This window comes from Mycobacterium sp. MFM001, from assembly GCF_003402475.1.
Taxonomy (GTDB): Bacteria; Actinomycetota; Actinomycetes; order Mycobacteriales; family Mycobacteriaceae; genus Mycobacterium.
Genome location: NZ_BFAB01000003.1, coordinates 100816 through 125328, shown reverse-complemented (window position 1 = coordinate 125328; position 24513 = coordinate 100816). Strand labels below are relative to the sequence as shown.

The window sequence follows — 24513 nt, the reverse complement described above, 5'->3', positions numbered from 1 at the left end:
GTGGACAACTACCTGATCATCTCCGCCGACTGTCACGCCGAGCTGCCGACCGAGCAGTACCGCGAGTACGTCGACCCGGAATACCGGGAGGACTTCGAGGCCTACCTGGCCGAGAAGGAGGCGGCGGCGCGGGCCGGCGGGTTCATCGACGAGGAGTTCGCCGAGCAGTGGTTCTCCGAGCACGGCGAGGGTATTGCCGGCGGATGGGATGTCGGCCTGCGCGACAAGGAACTTGACGGCGACGGAGTGGTCGGCGAAGTCATCTTTCCCGACGCCGACGCGGTGACCGGGGTCGCCGGGGCGCCGTTCGGCGCCGGGCTCGGCCAGTCGGGCGACCTCGACCCGGGCCGTGCGATGGCGGGGGCGCGGGCCCACAACCGCTGGCTGGCCGAGCTGTGCAGCCACAATCCGGAGCGGCGTGCCGGCGTCGCGGTGGTGCCGATCCTGGCGGACGTCGACGCGGCGGTCGCCGAAATCACCCGGGCCGCAGAGTCCGGGCTGCGGGGCGGGATCCTGATCCCGGCGCGCTGGGTCGGCTACCCGCCCTATCACGACCGTCGCTACGACAAGGTCTGGGCCGCTTGCCAGGACCTGCAGATGCCGGTGCATACCCATTCCGGTCCTGCCCCGCAGGAGGAGTACGGCGGGCACCTGGGCATCTATGTCACCGAGGTGCGCTGGTGGGGGGCCCGGCCGATGTGGTTCGCGTTGTGGTCGGGCGTCTTTGAGCGCTTCCCTCGGCTGCGATGGGGCGTCACGGAGTGCGGTGCGTTTTGGGCCAATGATCTTCTCTGGCTGATGGACACGCGCTACCTGCGCGAGCACTCGGCCAAGAAGATGAGCCATCAGATGGAGGGCGATCTGACGATGCCGCCCTCGGCGTACTTCGACCGCAACTGTTTCATCGGGGCCACCACCACCGAGCGCAGGGAGCTGACGCGGCGTTACGAGATCGGTGTATCGAACTTGTTGTGGGGCAACGACTTTCCCCATCCGGAGGGGACGTGGCCGCACACCCGGGACTGGCTGCGTCGCTCCTTCTGGGACGTGCCCATCGAGGAGACCCGTCAGATGCTGGGCCTGGCAGCAGCCGAGGTGTACAACTTCGATCTGGGCGCGCTGGCTCCACTGGCCGAACGCATCGGCCCGACGCCGGAAGACCTCGGCCAGGATGATGCGGTGAGCATCCCCAAGTGGGAAACCGCCCGCCGGGTCGGGCGCCACTGGCTGACGGACGCGGAGCCTGTCCCCGACCTAGTGGACGATATGTCCTAATCGACCAGATTAGACAAAACAGCTAGACTGGGTGGCGCGCTGATACTACCGACGGGAGCACCCATGTCCGCAGTCTCGTTCCGCAACCGCGACGGCAAGCTGGTCGATGTGCCCACCGTTACCGCCAGCCGTCTCAAAAACGAGTTCGGCACCGTCTTTGAGGAGGCCGCAGCCAATGGGGCTGTGGTGATCACCAAGCACGCCACCCCCAGGGCGGTGCTGTTGTCGTACGCCGAATTCGAGGCTCTGACCGCATCGGCCACACCGGTGCTCGACGATCTCACCGAGCGCTTCGACAAGCTGCTGGCCACCATGCAGACACCGAAGGCCAAGGCGGGAGTCGCTGCGGCATTCGACGCCACACCGGAGGAACTGGGCGCCGCCGCGGTGAAAGCGGCGCGCGGCGCGCGGCGGCGGTGACCCGTCGCGGCCCATGGTTCGCAAAACCAGGATCCCCGCACAGATCCACGTGTTGGCGGGTGTCAACGGCGCCGGCAAGAGCAGCATCGTCGGCGCGACCATCCGCGATAAGGGCGGTGAGTACTACAACCCCGATGAGGCCGCCCGCGAGATCATGGCGGTCAACCCTGGATTGGGCCAGACCGAGGCTAACGCAGCGGCGTGGCAACAGGGTCGAAAGCTGCTCGAGCGGGCGATTGACCAAGACCTCGACTTCACCTTTGAGACCACCCTCGGCGGCAACACGATTCGCGCACTGCTGGCCCAGGCCGCCGAGCGTGGCATCGAGGTCCGCGTCTTCTACGTAGGACTCTGCAGCGCCGACGCCCACATCCAGCGGGTGCGACAAAGGGTCCGCGCCGGCGGACATGACATTCCCGAAGCCGACATCCGCCGTCGCTATCGCCACAGCCTGATCAATCTCGTGACATTGCTCCCTGTGCTCACCGAACTACGGGTGTATGACAACTCTGCGACCGCCGACCTCGCAGCCGGGCAGGCACCGAAGCCGCTCTTGGTCCTGCACATGCAGCGCGGCCGGATTGCCGGGCCGTCCGATTTGGCCGCCACACCGGACTGGGCCAAGCCCATCGTCGCTGCCGCGCTAGAACTCACGCCCTAGCAGGAGTGCCGGTAAGTGGTTAAACAGCGGCAATCGGGGCCATCTCGGCTAGTTCAGCGGAGGCACGGTGATCTCGTTGGATTCGCGCTAGTACTGTCAAGGGCCTCTGCGCAGCGCTGCTATTGCGGTGTCGAGGTCTCGGAGCGCTTGCTGGACAAGCGTGGTCATGGATTTCCGATTTCCGGGTTGCAGCCAACTTTGGAAGGCATCGTTGAGGGCGAGTGCGCCGAAGTTGGCGGCCAGGTTCGCGACAGGCGGTTCTACCCCGCGCGCGACCAGCGCGTCAGCTATCGCCGTTGTCAGGGCGGCGGATTTGAGCAGGTCTCGCTCTTTGAGTTCGGGATTGGCGTCGATGACGGCTTGACGTTTGGCCACAAATTCGCGGCGGTCGTCTGTGAATTCGGCGGCGAACGCGGTCAGTGCGGCCCCGATCGCTTCCATGGGGCTGGCTTCGTCGGGCGCACCGGCGATGGCGTCGGCGAACATGTCGCGGTAGGCATCCTGGCCGCGGAATAGAATCTCGCGTTTGTCGGCGAAGTGACGAAAGAACGTCCGTTTGGTCAATCCCGCGCGCTCAGCGATCTCGACGACCGTGACGTCCTCATATCCGCGCTCGGCGAACAATTCCACCGCCGCGGCTCCCAATCGCTCGGCCGCGTTGGGTTCCCACCGACCCATATCCGCATTCTAAAGCGCGAAGACGAGTGATGACACCAAGTGCCGTATTGGTGTAGTGTGATGACACTTGGTGTCGTGCTCTCGGCGCCGGAATAGGACCCTCGGCGCAGACAGGAATCGGAATGAAGGATCTTCGCGCAGCCTACGGACAGTACGCACTCGTGACCGGGGCGTCCTCAGGCATCGGAGAGCAATTCGCACGCCACCTCAGTGCGGCGGGCGTCAACGTCATCTTGGTGGCGCGCCGCAAAGACCGTCTGGACGCCTTGGCCACCGAGCTCTCCCGTGCACACGGCACCGAGAGTGTCGTGCTCGCCCTGGATTTACTTGCCGAGGGTGCAGTGGACGAATTGGCCCGTCGGGTCAATGATCTCGACGTCGGGTTAGTCGTGGCCAATGCCGGCATCTCTTCTGCAGGACCACTGGTCAACAGTTCGCTTGCCTACGAACTCGAAGTCCTCACCCTTGATGCGGTGGTGCCACTGCAGATGGCGTACGTTTTCGGCAATGCGTTCGTCCGGCGGGGTCGCGGAGCCATCGTATTGGTGGCGTCCAGCCTCGACGCCAGCGCCGTGCCCTACGTGGCCAACTACGCCGCGGCCAAGGCGTACGTCTCCTCACTGGGCCAGGCGTTGCACTACGAACTGAAAAAAGACGGCGTCGACGTCCTGGTCCTCTCGCCTGGGATGACGAAGACCGAAATCACCGAAAAATCCTTTGGCCTTGACCCTCAGAAGATCAGCGGCCCAAGAATGGCGGCGTCGCAGGTTGCCGAGGCGGCGTTGAACAGCCTGGGCGCACGGGCGCGCGTCATCCCAGGCCTCACCAACAGCGCTGGGGATCTTCTGGTTAAACACCTGATTCCGCGATCCCTGTCGGCCAAGATGTTCGGCTGGCTGCTCGGCCGCGCTCTCATCGAGCCCGCGCCGCATGGGTCATGAGGCGCAAATAGCCTCTACTGCAGCGTATTTCGAGAGGAGTCATCCCTTGCACATTCCCGGCATGCCAGTCGATATCCCTGCCGAGATGCTCTCGGCAGTGCTCCGGCCCGAATTCGACACTCTGGCACCGGTCGAAGTCTTCCCCGGGGTAGCGAGTTACCTGGATCGCCCGTACGCCACTCGCATCGGATTTCGGCAACTCACCATGGATCTGCACATCCCGCACCAGCCTGCGGCCGCACCGGTTCCCGTGATCGTGTACGCACATCCGGGGGGCTTTTTCACCGGCAGCAAGCAAATGGGCCCATGGCGATTTCTGCTCGAGGCCGGGCTGGCGGTGGTGTCGGTCCAGTACCGGCTCAGTGGCGAGGCCGTCTTTCCTGCCGCCATCCAAGATGTCGCTACGGCCGTGCGCTGGGTGCGGACCAACGCCGATCGCTACGGCTTGGATTCTGAGCGCATCGTGGGCTTCGGTTCCAGCGCAGGCGCCTACCTCATCAGTGCCGTTGCGCTCGCCGGAGACGACAGCGACCTGGTGAGCAGCACCGAACCCTCCTCGGAGGTGTCCTGCGGTCTGACCGCTGTCGTGGAGCACTACGGACCCACCGATTTCCTCAAACACGATGAGGACGCACACCCCGACGCCATCGAACGAATGCAAGGTCCCGACAGCACACTGGCGCGCTTCTTCGGATTCGTGCCATCCAGCCAACCGCAGGTGGTGGAGCGGGGAAACCTGTGCCGCCTGGCACATCCCGGCGCGCCACCCTTCCTGATTGCCCACGGGGACAGGGATCGTCGCGTCGGCATCGAGCAGAGCCGACGCCTGCATCGCGCACTCGCAGCCGTGGGGGTCCGGGCGGACCTGGTGGAGATCGTCGACGGCGACCACGGGTCTGCTCACTTCAACGCGGCTCCGCTGCATCACACAACGTTGGCATTCCTCGAATCTGTTCTGGCAATGCCCCTATCCCGTTGACACACGACACCACTAATCGGAGAACTCACATGCCCACAATGAAGCGAATTCAGTACCACCGCTACGGTGGACCGGACGTCATGCGGCTCGAAGACTTCGAGCCCAGGAAACTCCGCGCCCACGATGTTCTCGTCCGGGTGCGCGCGGCCGCTGCTAACCCGATGGACTTCGTGATCCGAAACGGCGCGATGAAGATGGTGACCGGCCGAACCTTCCCACGTGGGATGGGCTACGACTTCGCCGGCATCGTCGAGGCTGTCGGCGACGACGTGACCCGGGTGCGTGTGGGTGACGAAGTGCTCGGGGGACCGCCGATCAAGTGGTCAGGCGCGTTCGCCGACGTCGTCGTCGCCGAAGAGAAGGGTGTCGTCACGAAGCCCGCGGCCTTGACGTTCGAGGCGGCGGCCGCCGTTCCCACTGCCGGTCTGACCGCGTACCAAGCCCTGTTCAATAAGGGCAAGCTGCAGCGTGGCGAGTCGGTGTTCGTGCACGGATGCCTTGGGGGAGTGGGTCGCTCGGCGGTACAACTCGCGTTGGCACACGGGGCGGCCGTGGCGGGAAGCTGCCGGGCCGGCTCGGCGGACGAGGCGCGCGAGCTCGGTATCGATCCGATCGTCGACTTCGACTTCGATCCCACCGCCCTCACACGCCGATTCGATGTCGTCCTGGACACCGCCGGCACGTTACCGGTCAAAAATGCCCGAAAGATGTTGACGCCCAACGGTCGTATCGTCAGCGTCAAGCCGAGTCCAGCGAACATGATCAGGAGCGTCCTGCCTGGCCCATTCCACGTCGTGATCGCCAAGGCGGTCACAACCGATATCGAGGCGGTCGCGAGGGCCGCGGGCGAAGGGGTGCTGCGGCTACCCATCGCCAAAACGGTGCCACTATCGCAAGCAATCTCAGCCCTCACGCAACTCGAACAAAACGGATTCGCCAAGCGGGGCAAGCTCATTATTGTGCCTGGCTGAGCCAGCTGGCCAGCAACACCAGGCCCCCGCGACTAGGGGCGCAACAATCACGCCCGCGCGACGAGCCGCGGCACGATCGGCTCACCCGGCGTCAGCCGTGTCGAGGCGAACTGCCCCTTGATGCCCTCGACCCAGCGCCGGCAGCGTTCGGTGAGCTTGTAGTCCTTGGTCTGCATGTGCCCGCGGGTGACGAGTACGCCGAGTTCGGCGCCCTTGCAGCGCACGTCGCCGGGGGCCGCGATCCGCATGTAGAACGCCTCCGACTCGTCGCTCAGCGTGGCCCAGTCGTTGGCGGAGCGCGCAAACGAGACGCGCCCGTCGTCGTGCAGCCGCCACACACCGGTGCGCGGCGTCGCAGTCATCAGCTCGACATGCGGCGAGGTCTCCCAAATCATCAGCTGACTCCAGACGTCGTCACCGCCGTAGCCCCGCTCCCAGCGCGCGTTGATCTCGTCGATGTCGAGCTCGTACTCGACATCCATGTACTCGAGCAGGTGGAACAGGAAGAGCGGCATGTCTGCGTAGGCCTCGGTGGTCAAATTCGTCATCGGGCTGACGCCGCTCAGCCGCGGGTTCACCTCGCCGAGGTACAGCTCGTCGGAGTCCAGGTCGTGCAGGAGGTCCACCTCGAAGTAGCCGCGGTAGCCCTCGCGCCGCAGGCGGTTGCCCAGCTTTCGCACCATTTCCCGTGCGGTGTGCGTCTGTTCGGGTGTCAGCGCACCGCGCCACACGTCATTGCCGCACCAGCCGCCCTTGTACGGAGTCAGCTCCGGGTAGCCGACGAGACTCGTCATCGCGGGACCGACCATGGTGCCGTGCCGGGTCACGACGCCCTCGAGGCACACCTCGACATTGCGGATCCGCTTCATCACCTTGAGTTCCTGGCCGACCAGGACATCGGCGTGTCGGTCCCAGTCACGCTGACCGCGCACAAAGAACGTCGTGGTGCCGGCGTCGCCGTACGCGGCCTGCACAACGAGGTTGTCGCCCAGGCCGGCATCGTGCGCGAGCGCTGACAGCTCGTCGTAGGAGCCGGCCCGCCCGATCACGTGCGGCACGCTGGCCACCCCGGCCTTCTCGGCCAGCCGCGTCATAACGATCTTGGAGCCCAGGCGGTGGCGCAGCTCCGCCGACGGCTGCATGACCTCGAGTCCGACCTCGCGTGCCAGAGCGTGCGTTCCCTCGTCGAGCATCACGAAGCAGGCCTTGCCACCGGGCCCCCGATGCGCGATGAAATCGAGCGTCTCGGGATCGCGCAGCAGGTAATTGCACACATCCTCCATGGAGTCGAAATCCATGCGGTTGCGCCGCCGCGGTACGAACACCCGCGGATGTTCACCCTCGAACGAGTCAAAGTACGTGAGGTAGAAGAAGTTTCGTATCCAGCGATCGATGCCGAGCAGGTTGAACGGGGTCGGCGAGATGAAATACAGCGGTACGGCGTTGGTGTGAAAGAACGCACGGACATCCGAGATGCCGTTCAGCGTGCGGCGCGGCTCGGGCTCAGGTCCACCGGTGCGTTTCTCCATGCGACAAGTGTGCACCGCCGAGCCAGTCAGGTGTCTTCTTCGGCGTACAACAGCGAGTGCGTGACGCCGGTGCCGTCGAAACGGAATTCGTGCGCGGGACGCCGGAGCGGCTCGATGGTGATATCCGGGTGCACGACGACGCCACCGCCGGCGGGCAGTCCGACCCCGGTGGCCCCTCCCTCGAGCGACTGGATCGTGCGTGACAACCGCGCCCATTCGGATCGCTCGTCGTGCGTGTCTATGACCACCGGGGCAAGCCTGAACACATCGAGCAACTCGGATTCCTCGACAATTGCATACCGTCCGAGTTGGACCGCGCCGGCCGAAATGCCCACCAGGACCGCACCTTGCGCGTAGCGGTCCAGGATCACATCCTTCATGCCGGTTTTCTCGAATGTGTTCCAGCCCCGACGCACATCGCCGCCGGCGAGGACGATCAACTCGGCGCGCTCCAGGAATTCGCGGTCGTCGGGCGCGAACGACGAATCGATCATGCGACGGTCGGTGATGCCGATCGCGTCGACCGCCGCTTCGAAGATCTCGTAGAACTCCGGACGATCCCCGTTGGAGGCACCGATGTAGGCCGCGCTAAACGGTGTGTCCCAAGCAAATCCATCGAGCGCTGCATCCAGCAGCAGTCGGCCGTGCCGCTTCCAGAAGAGCAGCTGGCTGTCCGCCAGCAAATAAAGCGGTTGCACTGTCTCAGTTGCCGCCATGCTCGGCGATCCACGTAGTGGTGAAGCGCTCCACCGCGGGAATGCTCACGGCCAGACTCTCGCCGATCAACTTCTCGAATTTGCCGCCGACCAATGGGATTTTGAGTTCCACTTTCACGGCGAAGCGCAACTGGGAGCCGTCGCCGCTGGGGGTCAGCCAGGCTTCCGCGTGGCCTGACCCCAACCCCCGGGGAATCGAGACAATGACCTGCCCGCGTACCTGGCCGTCGCCGACAGGCGCCCATGTCTCGTTATGCCGGATTTTCAGGTCGCCCGGAACGAATTTGGCAACTGGTCCGGGCAACAGCTGGCGGGCCACGTGCTGGGTGACCCGCACTGTCACCGTGCCGTCGGCATCGACTACCAGCGCGTCCAGCGTCGTGGTGGCATCGGCGGCCGCCATGCGCGCCCGCCAATAGTCTTCACGGGCGAACGCCGCATGGATCTCTTCAACGCTGGCGGGCGATTCGGCGGAGATGTCGAATGAACGCGGCATAGCGGTAAGGAGCGTCCCGCGGACTAACCCCCTCCGTAAGTGGGTCCCTTTACGCCATCTCGGTACGTAACGCATTGCCCTGCGGTGCAACACGTCTCGATGCGAACCGGGGCGGCGCCAAAATGCGGTTGTACCTCTTGCGACGTGTAGTCACCGCCGGCACCCCGACAGTTGTCCTCAATGTCCGTGACTGCGCTGGCAAGTGGTGCACCCGAAATCATCACCGCCACCGGGACTGCGAACACCGCCGCGCGCAACGCGTTCGATACAAGATGCTTCATGATCCTCCATAACTCGGCGTAGGTGCCGAGGTCATTCCTTGCGTAATTGACGGCGAGTTTACCGGTCCCGGCTCGCGCCGGGTGCGACGTCCCTACAACTCGCCCAGGTCGTCGGGCACGTCGACGGCGTACTCCCGCAGCACCTCCAGCGACACCGCCTCCAGCGTGCGCTCGTGGGTGGACGCCAGCACCACCGGGGCTGCGTAGCCGTCGTGGTGGGCGCGAAGCCAGTTCAGCGCGGTGACGCACCACCGGTCGCCTGGCGTGAGGCCGGGAAAGCGGTACTCGGGCCGCGGCGTCACCAGGTCGTTGCCGATCGAGCGCTGGTGCTCCAGGAATTCGGCGGTCACCACGGCGCAGATGGTGTGCAGGCCGATGTCCTCGGGCCCGGTGGCGCAGCAGCCGTCGCGGTAGAAGCCGGTGAGCGGTTCGGTGCCGCACTGTTCCAGCGGGCCGCCCAGCACATTGCGGTCAAGCATCGTCAGCGACGCAGAAGCTTCTCGCGGACCGTGTCGGTGACGAAGCGGCCCATCGAGACCGGTCGGAACGCGCGGGCGGCGTCGGTCAGCGCATTGCGGGAATCCGCGGGCAGCTCGATGTCGGCGGCCGCGACGTTGAACTCGAGTTGCTCGACGCTGGATGCGCCGGGAATGGCAACCACGCCCGGCAGGCTGACCAGCCAGGCCAGCGCCACCTGCGCCGGCTTGGCGTCGACGTCGGCGGCGACGGCGCGCAGCGTCTGCAGCAGCGGCTCGACGCGGCGCAGATTTTCGGTGCCGAAGAACGGGTTGATCGCCCGGACACCGCCGGGCCGGTTGTCGACGCCGTACTTGCCGCCCAGAAGTCCTTGCGCCAGTGGGCTGTAGGCGATCACGACGCGGTTCTCTCGCTCGGCGAACGGCACCAGGTTGTCCAGCGCCCGGGGGTATGCGAGCGAGAAATGCACCTGGTTGCTGATCACCGGCCGGCCGAGCGCGGCATCGGCCTTCTGCCATCGCGCCAGCGAATAGTTCGACACGCCGGCCGCGCCGATGGCGCCGCTGTCGAGCAGATCGCGCATCCCGGGCATGATCACCGAATCGGGGACCACCGGGTTCGGTTGGTGAACCTGGTAGAGCGGGATACGGTCCAGCTGCAGCCGTCGCGCACTGGCGCGCTCGCGCTGCTTGACCACCGCGGGGAACGGCGCGACCGGCATGATCTTGCTGGCCACCGCCACGTCGGTGCGTTGGTCGCCGAGCGCTTCGCCGAGAATCCGTTCGCTCTTGCCGAATCCGTACACCTCAGCGGTGTCAAAGAGCGTGACTCCCAACGCAAGAGCACGCTGCACGATCTCGCGCGCAGCACCCGAGGCGTATTGGTCCCCGTACCCCCATTCCCGCGAGCCGAACTGCCAGGTGCCCAGTCCGATCCGGCTGACTTTGCCGATTCCCTCGACGTCCAGATATTTCATATCGCTCACGGTACTGACACCCATCGTGATCTGTACGCTGTGCCTGCAGCAGGCGTTACAAGAGAGGGCGAATATGTCAAGGACAGTAGTGATCGGCGCCTCGAGCGGACTCGGGCGTTGCATCGGCGTCGGCCTTGCGCAGCGTGGCGCTCAGGTCGCACTGCTCGCCCGGCGTCGCGAACGCATCGAAGCCGCGGCCAAGGAGGCCGGCCCGGGCGCGACCGCCATCGAGTGCGACGTCACCGACGAGGCGTCCTGCCGGGCGGCGATCAACAATGCCGCCGAAGCACTCGGCGGCATCGACCACTTGGTGTACACGCCCGCCGTCGGGCCGCTGGTCCGCATGGTCGACACCGACGCCGCCACGTGGCGGCGCGTCTTCGACACCAATGTCATCGGCGCGGCGCTGGCGACCGCGGCGGCGATGCCGCATCTGATGGCCTCCGTCGGCAAGGCGGTCTACCTCTCGTCCGACGCGGGAACCTTCGGGCCGCCGTGGCCGGGCCTCGGCGCGTACGGCGTCAGCAAGGCGGCGCTGGAGCGACTCGTGGAAGCCTGGCGCGCCGAACACCCCGAGATTGGCTTCACCTGCCTGATCGTGGGGGAGTGCCCGGGCGGTGAAGGCGACGCGCAGACGGGGATGAGCGTGGGCTGGGATCCCGAACTCGCCAAACAGGCTGTGCCGCTGTGGATGTCGCGCGGCTGCATGCCCGGCAAATTGATGCCCGTCGAAGACCTCATCGAAGTGGTGCACACAATCCTGCGCACCGATGCGGCCACGTCGATGCCGCTCGTGGTCGCCCGCGGCGGGCCCGCCGCCTCTGCAGCGTTTGCCGATCCCGGACCGTCGTAATGTCATAGCCGACACGGCTACTGCCAGACAGGAGGCCTCATGGTCGAGCTTCGAGTCGAACGGACAATCGCCGCGCCCACCGAACGGGTCTTCGACTGGCTGGCCGACCCGGCCAGTCTGACCGCCGCTCCGCCGATCTTCCGGTCTTATTGGGAGAAAGGCGCGACGGCCCCCGGCGAGGGCGCGGTGCGACGGGTAATTGGGCTGGGCACTTGGTTTCGCGAAGAGATCACTGCCTACGACCCGCCGCGCAGCTACTCCTACCTCATCCTCCGTTCGTTTCCGCCGTTCGTGCACGACGGCGGCACACTGACGTTCACTCCCCGCGGCGACGGCACGCACGTCGACTGGCTCACCCGCTACACCCACCCGGCGTATTTCGGCGGCAGGCTGATGGAGCCCGTCAGCGCGCGGCTGCTCCGCTCGAGCTTCGACGCGATCCTGGCCGGCTGCGCGAAGGCGCTGGAAGGCTAGCCGCCCGATGACGTCGACGGCCGAAAAGAGTGGCCAACTTGTGGCGTTGGCCCGGGGCATGCGGGAGCTGGTGCGCGCCGAGGCCGCCGAATCGGAGCGCCGGCGCACACTGACCGCCCCGATTGTCGAGGGGATGTGGGCCAGCGGGCTGCTGTCGGCGTTCAATCCCGCCGCGGCCGGCGGTGTCGAACCGTCGTTCGCCGAGATGATCGAGACCTGGATCGAAATGGCTTGGCAGGACGGGTCGTTCGGCTGGGTGGGCATCGCGAACCTGCCGTCGACGTTCGCCGCGGCGTGCTATCTGCCCGACGACGGTTTCGCCGAGGTGTTCAGCGCGCACGACAACCGCGTCACGCTGGGCGGCCAATTCTTCCCCAACGGGCAAGGGATTGCCGTCGACGGCGGCTACCGGTTGAGCGGGTCGTGGAATTTCGGCTCGGGCATTGGACATTCGCAATACATTGCGGCCGGGTTCTTACCGCTCGACGACGGCGAAATGCGCTGGGTCAGCGACGGTGTACCCGACATGCAGGTGGCCGTCGTTGCGCGCGACGACATCTCGCTGGACGACGGCTGGTATGTCCAGGGGCTCAAGGGAACCGGATCCTACGACTACAGCGCCCAGGACGTGTTCGTGCCGGAAAGCCGGACATTCCCGTTGTTTCGCCGCGAGCCGTACCGCGGCTCGTCGCCGGCCACCCGCATGGGTCTGATGTCGGTGACCGCCGCTGGTCACGCGTCGTGGGCGCTCGGGGTCGCCAAGAGCATGCTCGACGACGTCACCGAACTGGCGGCCACCAAATACCGGATGAGCGACATGGGGGAGTCGCTGGCCAGCCGCCCGACGTTCCAGAAAGGCCTCGCCCAGCACGTCGCGGCGTGGCGCGCCGCCCGTCTGCTGGTTCTCGACGCGTTCGGCACGGCCGAGGCTGCCGTCGCCTCCGGTGGACAGTTGACCCCGACCCTGCGGGCCGACATGCGGGTGGCCGCCGTGCACGCCACCGACACCGCCCGAAGCTGCGCGGAATGGGCACATTTGGCGGCCGGCACCACCGCGATCCGTGAGGGCAGCCGCTTCGAGCGGGCATTCCGCGACATGTACACCGGAACTCAGCACGCCTTCATCAGCGAAAAGGTCGCGATCGACGCCGCGCGGATCTGGCTCGGCATCATCGACGACCAGTTCGGCCTCTGAGCGAAGTGGGTAGACAAGGCGAATGAGCACCGTCGATCCCTCGGACGAGGCGATCACGCTGGGCCTGCATGACACTGCGCCGGCTCACCTGATGGACGCGATGGCCAAGAACGTCGAACTCGAATTGGGTTGGGGCCGACTCATTTTCGGCCAGACCTTCGCCGATTCCGACAGCTTGGCCGAAGCGCTGCGCCGGGAAGAGCCTGGGCGGCGCGACATCTGCATCTACCCGCGCGAGCCACACGTCGTCGTCGCGCAATCGCCGAGCGAGTTGTTCATCGATCCCAGCCACACATATCGGCTGCGCTTCACCGACTCCCACGAGGAAGGCACGTCGCCGCCCGGCGTGACGGTGCGCACGCTGGAGGACCGGGCGGACGCCGACGCGATGAACCGCGTCTACGTGCGCTGCGGAATGGTCCCGGCGCCGGTCGACGTCACCTGGGACAACCACCTGCATGCCGAGGCGGTGACCTATCTGGTCGCGGTGCGCGACGAGGACGGCGCCGTGGTGGGGACCGCCACCGGCGTCGACCACGAGGTGCTGTTCTCCGATCCGGAGCGCGGGTCGAGTATGTGGACCCTGGCCGTCGACCCGGCCGCGGCGCTTCCCGGGGTCGGCGCAGCCCTGGCCCGGGCGATGGCCGGGCACTTCCGCCGCAAGGGCCGCGCCTACCTGGACCTGTCGGTCGCGTACGACAACGACGCGGCCATCGCGCTCTACGAGAAGCTGGGTTTCCGCCGAGTTCCGGTGATGGCGATCAAGCGCAAGAACCCGATCAACGAGCCGCTGTTCACCCCGCGGCCGGAGACGATCGACGACCTCAACCCCTATGCCCGGATCATCGCCGACGAGGCGCTGCGCCGCGGCATCCAGGTGGAGGTCCTGGACGCGGAGACCGGCGAGATGCGGCTGACCCACGGCGGCCGCAGCGTGATCACCCGCGAGTCGCTGTCGGAGTACACCTCTGCGATCGCCATGAGCCGCTGCGACGACAAGCGGCTAACCCGCAGGCTCGTCAAAGAGGTGGGCATCACCGTGCCGCGAGCCCGCTTGGCCACCTTCGACGAGGACGACTATGCGTTCCTGGCCGAGGTCGGCGAGGTCGTCGTCAAACCGACGCGCGGCGAGCAGGGCAAGGGAATCACGGTCGGCATCACCGCCGAGGACGGGCCCGACAAGCTCGCGGACGCCCTGGCCCGGGCGCGCGAGCAACACCCCGAGGTGTTGATCGAGCAGCGCGTGGCCGGCGACGACCTTCGCCTGGTGGTGATCGACGGCAAGGTGGTGGCTGCCGCGCTGCGGTTGCCGCCCGAGGTCATCGGTACCGGCGACCGCAGCGTGCGGGATTTGGTCGCGGCCGAGAGCCGACGGCGCTCGGAGGCCACCGGCGGCGAATCCAGCATCCCGCTCGACGAGGTCACCGAGGCGACGGTCGTCGACGCGGGTTGGAACATGGACGACGTGCTGCCCGAAGGAACCCGGCTTCGGGTGCGCCGCACCGCCAACGTGCACCAGGGCGGCACCATTCGCGACGTCACCGCCGAGGTGAACCCCGAACTGTGCCGGGTGGCGGTGGCGGCGGCCGAGGCGATCGGTATCCCGGTGACCGGCATCGACCTGGTGGTTCCCGACGTCACCGGCGAGGAGTACGCGTTCATCGAGGCCAACGAGCGACCCGGCCTGGCCAACCACGAGCCGCAACCCACGGCCGCGGCGTTCGTCGACTTCTTGTTCCCTGGTCAGCCCGCCCCGCCGACAGCGTGGACTCCTGACGAATCGCAATCCGACGGCGGGAATCAAGGCGTTTCCCGCACATAATTCGAACCCGCTGAGAGCACCTGGCGGACGGGGATATTCGGCGATTCGCTGGCATTTGCCCCCACAGTTCGCGGTAGGCTCGACGGCACGCAAGTTCTGGTCGGCGCAGCAGAAATCTGTTTTTGCAACGGCAGGAATGGGGGTGCGCAGATGCGCTATTTGGCGACAGCGTTCGCCGTCGCAGCCATCTGCATTCTCACCGCAGGTTGCGGCGGCGGAGACCAGGCCGCCAAGACGACGACCACCACCACTACGACGCTCATTCCGCGTCCCGTCGTCGAGCGCGAGCTGGACGGGTTGCTGCTCCCGCCCGAGCAGATCAACCCCATCATGGGCGCCACCGAACTGAAACTCACCAGGAAACACGACGCGATGTCCGACGACAGCGCCCTGATGGAACCCAGGGAATGCCTGGCCGTCGACAGCTCGGCGCAGGCCCAGGTCTATGCGGACAGCGGATTCACCGCGATCCGCGATCAGGCGTTCAACGACGGCGACAACTTCACCCATTACGCCGAGGAGGCGGTGGTGTTGTTTCCGACCGCCAAGCAGGCCGCCGCCTTCTTCAACAACTCGGCCAAACAATGGCCGGCCTGCCATCAGTACCGCCACATCCAGTCCGGGACGGAGTGGACCGCCGGACCGATATCCAACGCCGACGACATACTGAGCGTGGTTGCGACGCAACAAGATGCCAAGGAGGGTGGTTGGGCCTGCGGACGTGCGCTGGCGCTGAAGAACAACGTCATCGTCGACGTCAACACCTGCAGCCCGGACCCGAAAAACTCGGCCGTCGACCTCGCTAAGCAGATCGCCGCGAAAGTGCCGTTGCGGTAACGCCTTTAGGCGTGCAGCCTCTGCTTGATCGCGTCGTCTTGTTTCTTGCCGACGTCGCTGACGAAATCCGGCGGCGCTGACATACCGGCGGGGCCGTCGAATTCCAGCGTGACGAACGCCTTGCCCTCGGTGAACAGCAACACCGTGATTCCCTTTGACTTGTCGGGTGCATCCCCCGAGATCGTCGTACCGCCGGCGCCGACGTCCGTCGCGACGGGCGGTCCGGTAATGGCACCGGGCGGCGCCGCCTTCGCCGCATCGAGCGCGTTCGCCGCGGCGGCGGGGTCCGGCAGGATCACGATGGTGTCCCGGATGACGTGGCTGCCGTCGTCGTCGGTGAATGTGATCGCCGCCCCCTGCTGGCCATTCGGGTTCGGTGTCGGCGGGCCGGCGGTGAACGTGTCGGGTGCGTTGATGTCTTTCGGCCCGATCAGCAGCTTGGTGTAGTCGGTGGCCTGCGCCGGCGCCGAGGCGTGGCTGGTTGCGGTCGGCGTGGCTGATCCCGAGGTGGCTGTCGAAGACTTCGAATTGCTGTGGCAGCCGGCCACCAGTGCGGCCGTCACAGCGGCTCCGGTGGCCGCCATCAGTGAAATCCTCATTGCCTGGCTGCTCTTTTGCTGCAAAGTCATCGCCGAACTATATCCGGACCACAGTGCAGGGTATTCGAGGTTATTCGGTGTCGGCGGGATCGAGAAGTCGTACTTCTTCGAGGTCCATCGCGGTCTGCAGCTCGCGCAGCACGATGTCGTCGATGCGATTTCGGTCCCGAAGCTCCGTCACGGCACGGCGTTTGTGTTCGAGCACACGCAGACGGACCCGTCGCACCAGATCGTTCTGCTCGGCCGCGCCGTTGGGCACCGAGGCGTCGGCCATGACGAGCGCGGCATGTTCCTCGTATTCCTTTTGCAAACGGCCCAACAGCTCGTCGCCGACCCCGAGTTCGGCGGCCACCTGAGGCAGTGCTTCGAGGGCGGCTTCGGCGCTACGAGTGCGGGCGAGCTGCAATTCGTCCGCGCGCGCAGCGTCTTCGGGCAGCCGGGCCCAGCGAACGACGATCGGCAGCGTGCTGCCCTGCACCAGGACGGTCACCAGGATCACGACCGACACCACGAAGATGATCAGGTTGCGGTCCGGGAACGGCGCGCCGCTGCGCGTGGTCAGCGGGACGGCAAGCGCTGCGGCAAGCGACACCGCGCCGCGGAATCCCGCCCAGCTGGACACCGCGCGCTGACGCCAGTCGACGCGACGGGCGCGCTGCACCTCGCGGCGGTCCAGCGTGCGCAGCAGCACGGTGGTGATTTCGGTCCAGGCAATCCGGGTCGCGACGACGACACCAGTGACGGCAAGCGCCAGTAACACCGCGCGGTCCAGGCCGCCGTCGAGGTTGGCGATGCCGCGAACCGCGCTCGGCAGCTGCACCCCGACGAACACCCATAGCGAACCGTTGATCAGGAAGGTCGCAATGTCCCAGAACGCGAACGACTGCAGCCGAGACCGGGCCCGGATCACCCTCGGGCCGACGTAGGTGAGCACCAGAGCGGACACCAACACCGCGACCACACCGCTGCAGTGAACCGACTGGGCGAGCAGGAACGCCGCGAACGGCGTCAGCACGCTCAGGGCTCCCTCCTCGAGCGGCGCGTCGAGTCGGCGGCGCAGCATCGTCACCGCCAGGCCGACCAGCAGCCCGGCGGCGATACCGCCGAGGTAGGACCCGACGAACCGGCCGACCAAGGCGGCCGGGCCGATCGCGGGACTGCCGGTCGCGACGGCGACGGTCACCGCGAACAGCACGAGTGCGGTCCCGTCGTTGATGACACTCTCGGCGCGCAGCACGGTAAGGGGCCGGCGCGGCAGCTGTTTGGCCAACCCGGCCACCGCGGCGGCGTCGGTGGGCGACAGCACGGCGCCCAGGACCGCCGCGGCGTGTGACTCCATGCCGAGCGCTCGCGCTGTCCACGACACCGCGACCGCGGTGGCGATCACCAGGCCGACGCTGATCAACACGATCACGCGCAGGTTCGCCCGGATCTCGCGGAAGCTGGTGTTCATGCTTTCCCAGTAGAGGATCGCCGGCAGGAACAGCAGCAGCACGATCTCGCCGTCGAGCCGGATTCCGCCGAAGCGGGGGATCAGGCCCAGCAGGGCGCCCAACAGGATCAGCAGGACCGGGGGACCGACCCGATACCGCTTGCCGAGCACCGTCCCCAAGACGACGGTGGCAAACAGCGCTACGACGACGACGAGCCCGAACACCAGGACATCTTCCTGTATGGCGCGCTGGGTGCTGCGCGGCGGTCAGTTTTGCCGCAGCGCCACCACCTGGTTGCTGTGGCCCGCGACGTACACGGTGCCGTTGCTGTCGACCGCCAGGCCCCACGGATTGTCCAGTCCGGTGAAGGGCAGTTCGACTTGCGTCGTCGATCCGACGGGGAGTTTCAGCGTGCGGTTGTTCTGGCTGTCGGTGACGTAGACGGCGCCCTGATTGTCCACCGTCACACCGCCGGGTTCTTTGAGGCCCGTGAGGGGCAGTGCCGCTTGGGTATTCGAGCCCGACGGCAATGCCAGCACCCGGTCGTTGCCGCCGTCGGCGACGTAGATGGTTCCGCTGCTGTTCACGACGACACCGGTGGGAGCGCTGAGGCCGGAGAACGGTAGCTCGGTCTGCCGGTTCGAGCCGGCCGGCAGCGCGACCACCCGGTTCTTGGCGGTGTCGGTGACGTAGACAGTGCGGCTGCTGTCCACCGTGATACCGGTCGGGTTGCCGAGATCGCTGAAGGGCAGCTGGATCTGGGTGCCCGAGCCGGCCGGCAGCACCACCACGCGTTTGTTGCCGGCGTCGGTGACGTAGACCGTGCCGGTGTTGTCCGCGGTGACTCCGGTCGGGTAGTTCAGGCCGTCGAACGGCAGCACGGCTGGGCTGGTCGAGCCGGCCGCCAATGCCAGCACCCGGTTGTGCGGCGTGTCAGCGACGTACACCGTGCCGCCGATATCCACCGACACACCTTGCGGTTCCCGCAGCCCGGTGAACGGCAGCGTCACCTGGCCGTTGGCTGCCGGGCCGTGATGGCCGACAGCGAGAACCACGCCGGCGACAACCGCGGCGACGACGAGCGCGGCGGCTGTCGAGATGACGGCGGGTTTGCGGCGCCACCACGGCGTTGGCGGCGCCTGCGGTGGTGGGGTCCGCGCCTGTTCGCGGTGGGGAATCCTCGGCTGTGTCGGCGCCGACGGGTGTGGCGCAACGACCGGCGTGGTGATGGCCTCCCGCGCTGCGCGCGCCAGCTCCACCGCGGTGCGGTACCGCGCGGCAGGGTCTTTGGCCATGCCGCGGGTGATGACCGAGTCGAAGCCGCCGGGCAATCCGGGCTTGGTGATCGACGGCCGCGGCGGGGGAGTCGAGAGGTGGTTGGTGATCTGCTGCTCGAGGCTGTCACCGGGGAACGGGTGCCGTGCGGTCAGGCATTCGTACAGCACGCAGGCCAGCGAGTAGATGTCCGAGCGGGCGTCGACCTGTCCGGCGTTGAACCGTTCCGGGGCCATGTAATGGTAGGTGCCGACCACGTCGCCGGCCGCCGTCAAGCCCAGTTCGCCCGTGGCGCGGGCGATTCCGAAATCGATCAGATAGGCGAAGTCGTCGTGGTCGAGCAAAATGTTGGAGGGCTTGACATCCCGGTGCAGCAGCCCGACCTTGTGCGCGTCGTGCAAAGCCTTGGCGACCTGTTCGACGATGCGCACAGCCCGCTCCGGCGGCAGCGGACCGCGGGCGAGAACGGAGTGTAGGTCGCGGCCCTCGATCAGCCGCATGTCGACGAAGAGCCGCCCGTCGATTTCCCCGTGGGTGTGGATCGGGATGACGTGTGGGCTGTTCAGCCGCGCGGCCGCATGAGCTTCCCGCCGGAACCGTTGTTGGAACACCCCGTCTTTGGACATCTCGGCGGGCAGGATCTTCAGAGCGACGATCCGGTCGATCGACGTGTCGTAGGCTCGCCACACCTCGCCCATGCCGCCGCGGCCCAGCAATTCGATGAGCCGGTACTTTCCGAACGAAGTTCCCTGCAACGAGCAACCCTTCAGCAACGTGCCAGCACCATAGCGCGCCGCGAAATCAGTCGCAGGGTTTTCGCCGGCGGGCCGACCCCGTCAGCGGTCAGCGATGCCGCTGCGGCCAGCCCGCACAACCAGATTCACGCACCTGGTTCCTGGTCGTCGGCCGGCGGCGGTGGCGGGGGTGCCGGTGCCGGCGGAGGCGGTGCGTTCTGGCCTGGCGGTGGCGGGCCCAAGCGATTCGCGGCGAACGCCGCGCCGCGGTCGATCATCGCCCCGTCGCCTGCGTAAGTGTCGTGGGCCGCGAAATTCATCCCGTCGGAGCAAACGGGATCCTCGGGTGCGCACAACTTGAGGGTCTTCGCCTGGTAGGCCGGGCCGATGACGACCGGCGGCTGGCCGAGGAAGTTCATCGCCCGGACATTGGGCATGGCGAAGAGCACGACGGCGGCGACGTGGTCAGCGACCTTGGGGTCCAGCGGTTTCGGCACGGTCGCCGGGTCGACGCCGTCGGGAACTGCGGCCGAGGTGACGAAGCCCGTAACGGCCGCGCCCTGCGAATATCCGCCGAGCACCATCTTGGTGTTGGGGCAGGTATTCGCCATCGACAGGACGTGAGCGCCCGCGTCGCGAATACCGTCGAGGCCGGTCGCCCACTCGTCACTAGCGGGGTAGTTGACCGGGTAGACGTCGAACGACCTTGCGCCGATGCGGTTGTGCAGGTTATCGACGAAAGCCTGGCCCGTCGGACCAACGCCGGGCGGCTCGCCGGTACCGCGGGCGAACACCACCTGCACGTCGGGGCACGGTTGGGCGGATGCCGACGGAACGGCGAGGCCCGGCAGCACCCCCGTCGATACGACTGCACCACAAAGGAATCGAGCGGTATTACGTCCTCGCATGGCTTTTATCGTGCCATACCCCGCTGCGATGCCCTGCATCGAATCACTGTTGCAGGACCGGCATTTCTTCAGCGCGATTCAAAAGCTCGACGACGCTGCAGACCGAGCGCACGATCTGCGTCGACCGCACCGAACGTGCACGTAGACGTCCCGCGCCCGGTGCGTTTCGGTGGTGTGACGATTCGTGTCCCGGCGGTTAATGATTTTCAGCCGCCATCACGCAACGGTGCTTGCCGACCACTAAACCGACGGAAGGCAGAAATCACGTCACTGGGAGGACGTTCATGACCGATGGTCTTGTCATCGACGCCGCGGGCCTTGACCGGCTTTCGTGCAGCGCCAGAGCTGAGCCCGGCACCGGCAGGAAGACCCTGAAAGCCAAGACCGTGTGCGAGGCGGGTTTCCGCAACCTGACGTACGTCCGCAACCTGTCGCCGGTGCTGGTCGGCGAGCCGCCCGCCCTGCTGGGCGACGACTCGGCCCCCAATCCGTCGGAGACGGCGTTGGCCGCACTGGGTTCCTGCATCTCGGTCGGCATGCTGGCCAACGCCACTCACCACGGCGTGACGCTGACAAAGATCGAAGTCGAGATGGAAGGCGACATCGACATCTCGGCGGTGTGGGGCGTCGGTGACACGCCGGACGACAAAATCCCGGGCTTCACCGAGGTCCGCTGCAAGGTCACCCTCGCCGGCGACACCGACGAGAAAACGCTTCAGCAGATTCACGACAACGCCATCACCTGGTCGCCTGTCGTCAACACATTCCGGCGTCCTGCGATCGTCGAGTCGACGCTCGCCACCTCATGAGAGCCCCGACAGCGACCGCCGGCACACCGGCAAGTGGCCTCGACAACGCGTTGCTTTCCGACATCGCCGCGCACGCGGCGGCTCTGGATCTCGGCGAGGAGAGCTCGCGGCGCAGTTTCGCGGCCATCGGCGAGGCGGGACTGCTCGGTCTGGGCGCTCCGGGCAACACCGATGGTCGGCTGCCTGCGATGGCAACGGTCATCGGCGAGATCGCCGCGCAGTGCATGAGCACAGCGTTCTCCGTATGGGCCAACAGGATGGTGGTGGAATACCTGCTGACCGCCGAAACCGCCTACAGCACAACGGTAGTCGGGCCGCTGCTGCAGGGGCAGGCGCTCGGTGTGACGGCCATGGCGTCCGCGTTCAAGGATGCGGCAGGCTGCGGAGCCCTTGAGCTCAGGGCAGCACAGGTCGACGGGGGATACGAACTGTATGGCCCCATCAGGTGGGCCAGCAACCTCTACCCTGACTCCCTGCTGGTGACGGCGGCGCGCTGTGAGAACGGCGAAAAGCTCGTCGTCGCACTGCCACTCGACACGCCCGGCATCACCGTGGGAGACCGGTTCGATCTCTTGGGGCTCGGCAGCACCGCTTCGTCGTATCTGAAGCTGAAGAGCGTCCGAATCGCAAATGAGCAGGTGCTGTCGACCGACTTCGCGGATTTTCTCAGCGCGGTCCGGCCCAGCTTCCTGGTCCTGCAGTCCGCGATGTGCCTGGGCCTGGCTTCTACCAGCTTGGAGCAGAGCCGGCTCGGGTTGGCCGGGGTCAATTCGGTGTTCGCCGCCGAGGTTGACTCACTCGTGGGCAGGCTCGCGCTGGCCGAGACGACGCTGGCGAGCTTTGCCGCGGCGGTGGGCACCCCGAATCAGCCGCCGAAGAAGGACCTGCTTTCGCTGAGGCTGGATGCGGCCGAAATCGCCAGCGCCAGTGCCGCATTGGAGATCAGGACCGCTGGCGGCAAGGGATATGCCAGCAGTACCTCGGCAAGTCGGCGCTACCGGGAAGCGGCCTTTATTCCGGTCCAGTCCCCGTCCGAGGCCCAACTGAGATGGGAACTCGGTCGATGCGCATGACGTCGGTGTCTGTTCCCCTCGAGCACACCGAGCCGCACGTGGGCGGTATTCCGCTGGCCGACTTGGTGCGCGATTTTCACCAGCAGATGGTGAATTTCGCTCGCACGATGGTGGATTCACCCGCGGCTGCCGAGGAGGCCGTACAGGAAGCGTGGCTGCAGATCCTGCAGTCGGCGCATTCGTTCGAGGGCCGCTCGTCGGTGGCGACGTGGTTGTTCGCCATCGTGAAGAACACCGCGTCGCGGCACCGTCGCCATGAATCACGGATCCGCAAGCACGAGCTGCTGGCTCAGGAAGCCGCCGATCCGCTGAGCGGGCGGATGCATCCGCCGGGGCATCCCGATGCCGGCCACTGGAGCGTGCCGCCGTCGAGGCGGTTCTTGCCCGAGGACGAGACCGTGACCCGAGAGCTGGTGGGGCAGGTTCGAGCTGCGGTGGCGGCATTGCCTGCGCGGCAACGTCAACTCGTGATCCTTCGCGATCTCGTCGGGATGACGCCCGAGGAGGCGGCCGAGATTGTGGACGTGTCCGGGCCGGCCCAGCGCGCTCTGCTGTACCGCGCCCGCGGAAACCTGCGTAACGAACTGGAGAGGCGCTTTCTGGAATGCCCGTGAACCAAGACCACCTGGTGCCGGCGATCGACTGCACCGACTTCGTCCTGCTCGTCGAGGACCTTCTCGACTCACCGCCCGACCAGTGGGCGGCAGTGGTGACCAAGCATCTTCGGGACTGCCCGCCCTGCCTGATCTACCTGCAGCAGATGCGTGATCTGCGGACTCTGCTCAACCACGTCTTCGACGGTGAAAAACTCAGCGACGAGCACATCGGCGGAGTCCTCAACGCGCTCACCGGGTTCCGAGAGGTGCACTGATGTCTCAGATCGTTTCGCTGCCGCAAGACTTTCGCGCCCCTGCGGAGGCGCCCGGCCCCGGCCCGACGGACGACCCGTTCGAGCTGTTGAGTGTCGGCGCCATGGTGCGCCGCATCGCCGACATGGCGGTCGACAAGGCATCTCACCCGTGGGCATTCCTGATTCGTTCGCTGGTCGGCGGCGCGATGGTGGCGTTCGGGGTGCTGCTGTCGCTGGTCGTGAGCACGGGAGTCAAAACGCCTGGGGTAGCGAGCCTGCTGATGGGTCTGGCGTTCGGCATGTCGTTCGCGCTGATCCTGGTGTCCGGCATGTCGCTGATCACCGCCGACATGTCCGCCGGGCTACTTGCCGTGCTGCAGCGGCGCCTGAGCGTCGCCGGCTACGGCCGGATCATCCTGATCGGCTTGGCGGGCAACACAATCGGTGCACTAGTGTTCGTGACCATCTGTGCGGCGGCCGGCGGCCCGTACCTGGGCGGTTTCGCCGAACGGGCCGCAGCCGTCGGCGTGCTGAAGTCCGGTCAGCCCTTGTGGACCGCACTTCTGCTCGCCGTGTTGTGCACCTGGTTCCTGCAAACCTCGATGTGCCTGTTTTTCAAGGCGCGAAGCGACGTTGCGCGAATGGGTTTCGCGTTCTACGGTCCGTTCGCGTTCGTGATCGGCGGCACCCAACACGTCATCGCCAACGTCGGCTTCATCGGACTGCCGTTGCTGCTGTCGGCTTTCCACGCCTCGGCGCCGCACACCGTGATCAGTTGGGGCTTCGGCAGTCATGGTCTGGCCACGAACCTGTGCGTCACGACGGTGGGCAATCTCATCGGCGGCACGATCTTTGTTGCCGTGCCGTTTCAGCTTGTTGCCTGGCTGCAGCAGCGCGCACGTTAGGACTCGCCCTGGCGGGCGAGTCGCTGGTCGTGGATCTTGACCAGTTCGCGGAACCCGATCCGGTGGTACTGCGGAACGGGTTGGACTCCCCACTTGTCCCGCGCGGTGTGTTGGCCGGCGGCTTCGGGCGCGCCGCCGAACGGCGCGCCGGACAGCGGGTAGGGGTACTTGCATTCCAGGGAGTCGTCGGAGTAGCGGACCTTCATCAGCTCGCTGCAGATGTCGCGCAGCGGTAGCGTCGGCCAGCCGTAGTAGACCGCCATGAACGGCAGGGTGAAGGCGCCTTCGATGACCAGAGCGACCAGGCACACGAACACGCCGCGTTTGAGCCACTTGTGCATGCGCG

General features: G+C 66.5%; 27 protein-coding genes. 16 read left to right on the top strand and 11 right to left on the bottom strand.

Translation table 11 applies throughout. From position 1 onward, the window contains the following. The 3 genes from MFM001_RS06890 (at position 1) to MFM001_RS06880 (ending at position 2356) form a co-directional block, all read left to right on the top strand. Positions 1 to 1275 (top strand): amidohydrolase family protein, encoded by a 1275-nt coding sequence (locus MFM001_RS06890; protein ID WP_116374720.1) that lies wholly within the window; start codon positions 1 to 3, stop codon positions 1273 to 1275. Positions 1276 to 1338: 63 nt separating this feature from the next. Further along, on the top strand, positions 1339 to 1695 hold the full coding sequence (locus MFM001_RS06885) for a type II toxin-antitoxin system prevent-host-death family antitoxin (RefSeq protein WP_116374517.1): 357 nt from the start codon (positions 1339 to 1341) through the stop codon (positions 1693 to 1695). Between the two features lie 13 nt (positions 1696 to 1708). Further along, complete coding sequence (locus MFM001_RS06880) at positions 1709 to 2356, top strand: AAA family ATPase (RefSeq protein ID WP_192886870.1); 648 nt, start codon at positions 1709 to 1711, stop codon at positions 2354 to 2356. A 96-nt stretch (positions 2357 to 2452) separates the two neighbouring features. Here MFM001_RS06880 and MFM001_RS06875 read toward each other — a convergent pair whose 3' ends face one another. Further along, the gene (locus tag MFM001_RS06875) at positions 2453 to 3034 is read right to left on the bottom strand and encodes a TetR/AcrR family transcriptional regulator (protein ID WP_116374516.1); all 582 of its coding nucleotides are present in this window, start codon (positions 3032 to 3034) and stop codon (positions 2453 to 2455) included. A gap of 122 nt (positions 3035 to 3156) precedes the next feature. On the opposite strand from MFM001_RS06875, the gene MFM001_RS06870 reads away from it, so the two are divergent. From MFM001_RS06870 to MFM001_RS06860, 3 genes are all read left to right on the top strand, one after another. After that, entirely contained in the window at positions 3157 to 3975 is an 819-nt protein-coding gene (locus MFM001_RS06870) for an SDR family oxidoreductase (RefSeq protein WP_116374515.1), read from the top strand. Positions 3976 to 4036: 61 nt separating this feature from the next. Beyond that, a complete protein-coding gene (locus MFM001_RS06865; RefSeq protein ID WP_160117999.1) occupies positions 4037 to 4954 on the top strand; it encodes an alpha/beta hydrolase in 918 nt (305 codons plus the stop codon). A 38-nt stretch (positions 4955 to 4992) separates the two neighbouring features. Further along, positions 4993 to 5925, top strand: coding sequence for an NADP-dependent oxidoreductase (locus MFM001_RS06860; protein ID WP_238158980.1), 933 nt, complete (start codon positions 4993 to 4995; stop codon positions 5923 to 5925). A 47-nt stretch (positions 5926 to 5972) separates the two neighbouring features. On the opposite strand, the gene MFM001_RS06855 is transcribed toward MFM001_RS06860, so the two are convergent. From MFM001_RS06855 to MFM001_RS06835, 5 genes are all read right to left on the bottom strand, one after another. Further along, positions 5973 to 7454, bottom strand: coding sequence for a biotin carboxylase (locus MFM001_RS06855; protein ID WP_116374512.1), 1482 nt, complete (start codon positions 7452 to 7454; stop codon positions 5973 to 5975). Between the two features lie 26 nt (positions 7455 to 7480). Then, a complete protein-coding gene (locus tag MFM001_RS06850; protein ID WP_116374511.1) occupies positions 7481 to 8170 on the bottom strand; it encodes a Type 1 glutamine amidotransferase-like domain-containing protein in 690 nt (229 codons plus the stop codon). After that, positions 8157 to 8666 (bottom strand): DUF2505 domain-containing protein, encoded by a 510-nt coding sequence (locus tag MFM001_RS06845; RefSeq protein WP_116374510.1) that lies wholly within the window; start codon positions 8664 to 8666, stop codon positions 8157 to 8159. Before MFM001_RS06845 ends, MFM001_RS06850 begins: the two co-directional genes overlap by 14 nt. Before the next feature lie 373 nt (positions 8667 to 9039). After that, positions 9040 to 9426 carry a DUF2237 family protein gene (locus tag MFM001_RS06840; RefSeq protein WP_116374509.1) on the bottom strand — a complete coding sequence of 129 codons (387 nt, stop codon included), beginning with the start codon at positions 9424 to 9426 and terminating at the stop codon, positions 9040 to 9042. 2 nt (positions 9427 to 9428) lie between these two features. Further along, positions 9429 to 10400, bottom strand: coding sequence for an aldo/keto reductase (locus MFM001_RS06835; protein WP_116374508.1), 972 nt, complete (start codon positions 10398 to 10400; stop codon positions 9429 to 9431). 73 nt (positions 10401 to 10473) lie between these two features. Between MFM001_RS06835 and MFM001_RS06830 the strand changes: the two genes are divergently transcribed. The 5 genes from MFM001_RS06830 (at position 10474) to MFM001_RS06810 (ending at position 15581) form a co-directional block, all read left to right on the top strand. Next, positions 10474 to 11253: an SDR family oxidoreductase gene (locus tag MFM001_RS06830; RefSeq protein WP_116374507.1), complete on the top strand. Its 780-nt coding sequence runs from the start codon at positions 10474 to 10476 to the stop codon at positions 11251 to 11253. Positions 11254 to 11292: 39 nt separating this feature from the next. Then, positions 11293 to 11727 carry an SRPBCC family protein gene (locus tag MFM001_RS06825; RefSeq protein WP_116374506.1) on the top strand — a complete coding sequence of 145 codons (435 nt, stop codon included), beginning with the start codon at positions 11293 to 11295 and terminating at the stop codon, positions 11725 to 11727. Positions 11728 to 11734: 7 nt separating this feature from the next. Next, positions 11735 to 12922, top strand: coding sequence for an acyl-CoA dehydrogenase family protein (locus MFM001_RS06820; RefSeq protein WP_116374505.1), 1188 nt, complete (start codon positions 11735 to 11737; stop codon positions 12920 to 12922). A 22-nt stretch (positions 12923 to 12944) separates the two neighbouring features. Next, a complete protein-coding gene (ngg, locus tag MFM001_RS06815; RefSeq protein ID WP_116374504.1) occupies positions 12945 to 14744 on the top strand; it encodes an N-acetylglutaminylglutamine synthetase in 1800 nt (599 codons plus the stop codon). Positions 14745 to 14894: 150 nt separating this feature from the next. Then, on the top strand, positions 14895 to 15581 hold the full coding sequence (locus MFM001_RS06810; RefSeq protein WP_116374503.1) for a sensor domain-containing protein: 687 nt from the start codon (positions 14895 to 14897) through the stop codon (positions 15579 to 15581). Positions 15582 to 15586: 5 nt separating this feature from the next. Here the strand turns inward: MFM001_RS06810 and MFM001_RS06805 are convergent, their stop codons facing one another. The 4 genes from MFM001_RS06805 to MFM001_RS06790 all read right to left on the bottom strand — a co-directional run bounded on the left by MFM001_RS06805 (position 15587) and on the right by MFM001_RS06790 (position 20530). Next, entirely contained in the window at positions 15587 to 16180 is a 594-nt protein-coding gene (locus tag MFM001_RS06805; protein WP_116374502.1) for a hypothetical protein, read from the bottom strand. Between the two features lie 70 nt (positions 16181 to 16250). Beyond that, the gene (locus MFM001_RS06800; RefSeq protein ID WP_116374501.1) at positions 16251 to 17837 is read right to left on the bottom strand and encodes a Na+/H+ antiporter; all 1587 of its coding nucleotides are present in this window, start codon (positions 17835 to 17837) and stop codon (positions 16251 to 16253) included. 42 nt (positions 17838 to 17879) lie between these two features. Then, a complete protein-coding gene (locus MFM001_RS06795; protein WP_238159009.1) occupies positions 17880 to 19586 on the bottom strand; it encodes a serine/threonine-protein kinase PknD in 1707 nt (568 codons plus the stop codon). Positions 19587 to 19768: 182 nt separating this feature from the next. Beyond that, positions 19769 to 20530, bottom strand: coding sequence for a cutinase family protein (locus tag MFM001_RS06790; RefSeq protein ID WP_116374500.1), 762 nt, complete (start codon positions 20528 to 20530; stop codon positions 19769 to 19771). Between the two features lie 284 nt (positions 20531 to 20814). Between MFM001_RS06790 and MFM001_RS06785 the strand changes: the two genes are divergently transcribed. Genes MFM001_RS06785 through MFM001_RS06765 form a run of 5 tightly spaced genes read left to right on the top strand, consistent with a single transcriptional unit; the run spans position 20815 to position 24167 of the window. Next, positions 20815 to 21339 carry an OsmC family protein gene (locus MFM001_RS06785; protein ID WP_116374499.1) on the top strand — a complete coding sequence of 175 codons (525 nt, stop codon included), beginning with the start codon at positions 20815 to 20817 and terminating at the stop codon, positions 21337 to 21339. Further along, a complete protein-coding gene (locus MFM001_RS06780; protein ID WP_116374498.1) occupies positions 21336 to 22412 on the top strand; it encodes an acyl-CoA dehydrogenase family protein in 1077 nt (358 codons plus the stop codon). Before MFM001_RS06785 ends, MFM001_RS06780 begins: the two co-directional genes overlap by 4 nt. Then, positions 22409 to 23026 carry an RNA polymerase sigma factor gene (locus MFM001_RS06775; RefSeq protein ID WP_116374497.1) on the top strand — a complete coding sequence of 206 codons (618 nt, stop codon included), beginning with the start codon at positions 22409 to 22411 and terminating at the stop codon, positions 23024 to 23026. The genes MFM001_RS06780 and MFM001_RS06775 overlap by 4 nt, the downstream gene beginning before the upstream one ends. Then, the gene (locus MFM001_RS06770) at positions 23023 to 23283 is read left to right on the top strand and encodes a hypothetical protein (RefSeq protein WP_371685346.1); all 261 of its coding nucleotides are present in this window, start codon (positions 23023 to 23025) and stop codon (positions 23281 to 23283) included. The genes MFM001_RS06775 and MFM001_RS06770 overlap by 4 nt, the downstream gene beginning before the upstream one ends. Continuing rightward, a complete protein-coding gene (locus MFM001_RS06765) occupies positions 23283 to 24167 on the top strand; it encodes a formate/nitrite transporter family protein (RefSeq protein WP_116374495.1) in 885 nt (294 codons plus the stop codon). The genes MFM001_RS06770 and MFM001_RS06765 overlap by 1 nt, the downstream gene beginning before the upstream one ends. Here the strand turns inward: MFM001_RS06765 and MFM001_RS06760 are convergent. Beyond that, on the bottom strand, positions 24164 to 24508 hold the full coding sequence (locus MFM001_RS06760; RefSeq protein WP_116374716.1) for a hypothetical protein: 345 nt from the start codon (positions 24506 to 24508) through the stop codon (positions 24164 to 24166). The genes MFM001_RS06765 and MFM001_RS06760 overlap by 4 nt on opposite strands. Positions 24509 to 24513 lie beyond the last annotated feature (5 nt).

Bases quoted from the DNA above. Each gene is read 5' to 3' on its own strand.
- MFM001_RS06885 (WP_116374517.1), top strand. From the start codon at position 1,339: ATGTCCGCAGTCTCGTTCCGCAACCGCGACGGCAAGCTGGTCGATGTG.
- MFM001_RS06880 (WP_192886870.1), top strand. From the start codon at position 1,709: ATGGTTCGCAAAACCAGGATCCCCGCACAGATCCACGTGTTGGCGGGT.
- MFM001_RS06875 (WP_116374516.1), bottom strand. From the start codon at position 3,034: ATGGGTCGGTGGGAACCCAACGCGGCCGAGCGATTGGGAGCCGCGGCG.
- MFM001_RS06870 (WP_116374515.1), top strand. From the start codon at position 3,157: ATGAAGGATCTTCGCGCAGCCTACGGACAGTACGCACTCGTGACCGGG.
- MFM001_RS06865 (WP_160117999.1), top strand. From the start codon at position 4,037: ATGCCAGTCGATATCCCTGCCGAGATGCTCTCGGCAGTGCTCCGGCCC.
- MFM001_RS06860 (WP_238158980.1), top strand. From the start codon at position 4,993: ATGAAGCGAATTCAGTACCACCGCTACGGTGGACCGGACGTCATGCGG.
- MFM001_RS06855 (WP_116374512.1), bottom strand. From the start codon at position 7,454: ATGGAGAAACGCACCGGTGGACCTGAGCCCGAGCCGCGCCGCACGCTG.
- MFM001_RS06850 (WP_116374511.1), bottom strand. From the start codon at position 8,170: ATGGCGGCAACTGAGACAGTGCAACCGCTTTATTTGCTGGCGGACAGC.
- MFM001_RS06845 (WP_116374510.1), bottom strand. From the start codon at position 8,666: ATGCCGCGTTCATTCGACATCTCCGCCGAATCGCCCGCCAGCGTTGAA.
- MFM001_RS06840 (WP_116374509.1), bottom strand. From the start codon at position 9,426: ATGCTTGACCGCAATGTGCTGGGCGGCCCGCTGGAACAGTGCGGCACC.
- MFM001_RS06835 (WP_116374508.1), bottom strand. From the start codon at position 10,400: ATGAAATATCTGGACGTCGAGGGAATCGGCAAAGTCAGCCGGATCGGA.
- MFM001_RS06830 (WP_116374507.1), top strand. From the start codon at position 10,474: ATGTCAAGGACAGTAGTGATCGGCGCCTCGAGCGGACTCGGGCGTTGC.
- MFM001_RS06825 (WP_116374506.1), top strand. From the start codon at position 11,293: ATGGTCGAGCTTCGAGTCGAACGGACAATCGCCGCGCCCACCGAACGG.
- MFM001_RS06820 (WP_116374505.1), top strand. From the start codon at position 11,735: ATGACGTCGACGGCCGAAAAGAGTGGCCAACTTGTGGCGTTGGCCCGG.
- ngg (WP_116374504.1), top strand. From the start codon at position 12,945: ATGAGCACCGTCGATCCCTCGGACGAGGCGATCACGCTGGGCCTGCAT.
- MFM001_RS06810 (WP_116374503.1), top strand. From the start codon at position 14,895: ATGCGCTATTTGGCGACAGCGTTCGCCGTCGCAGCCATCTGCATTCTC.
- MFM001_RS06805 (WP_116374502.1), bottom strand. From the start codon at position 16,180: ATGAGGATTTCACTGATGGCGGCCACCGGAGCCGCTGTGACGGCCGCA.
- MFM001_RS06795 (WP_238159009.1), bottom strand. From the start codon at position 19,586: ATGGGCGAGGTGTGGCGAGCCTACGACACGTCGATCGACCGGATCGTC.
- MFM001_RS06790 (WP_116374500.1), bottom strand. From the start codon at position 20,530: ATGCGAGGACGTAATACCGCTCGATTCCTTTGTGGTGCAGTCGTATCG.
- MFM001_RS06785 (WP_116374499.1), top strand. From the start codon at position 20,815: ATGACCGATGGTCTTGTCATCGACGCCGCGGGCCTTGACCGGCTTTCG.
- MFM001_RS06780 (WP_116374498.1), top strand. From the start codon at position 21,336: ATGAGAGCCCCGACAGCGACCGCCGGCACACCGGCAAGTGGCCTCGAC.
- MFM001_RS06775 (WP_116374497.1), top strand. From the start codon at position 22,409: ATGACGTCGGTGTCTGTTCCCCTCGAGCACACCGAGCCGCACGTGGGC.
- MFM001_RS06765 (WP_116374495.1), top strand. From the start codon at position 23,283: ATGTCTCAGATCGTTTCGCTGCCGCAAGACTTTCGCGCCCCTGCGGAG.
- MFM001_RS06760 (WP_116374716.1), bottom strand. From the start codon at position 24,508: ATGCACAAGTGGCTCAAACGCGGCGTGTTCGTGTGCCTGGTCGCTCTG.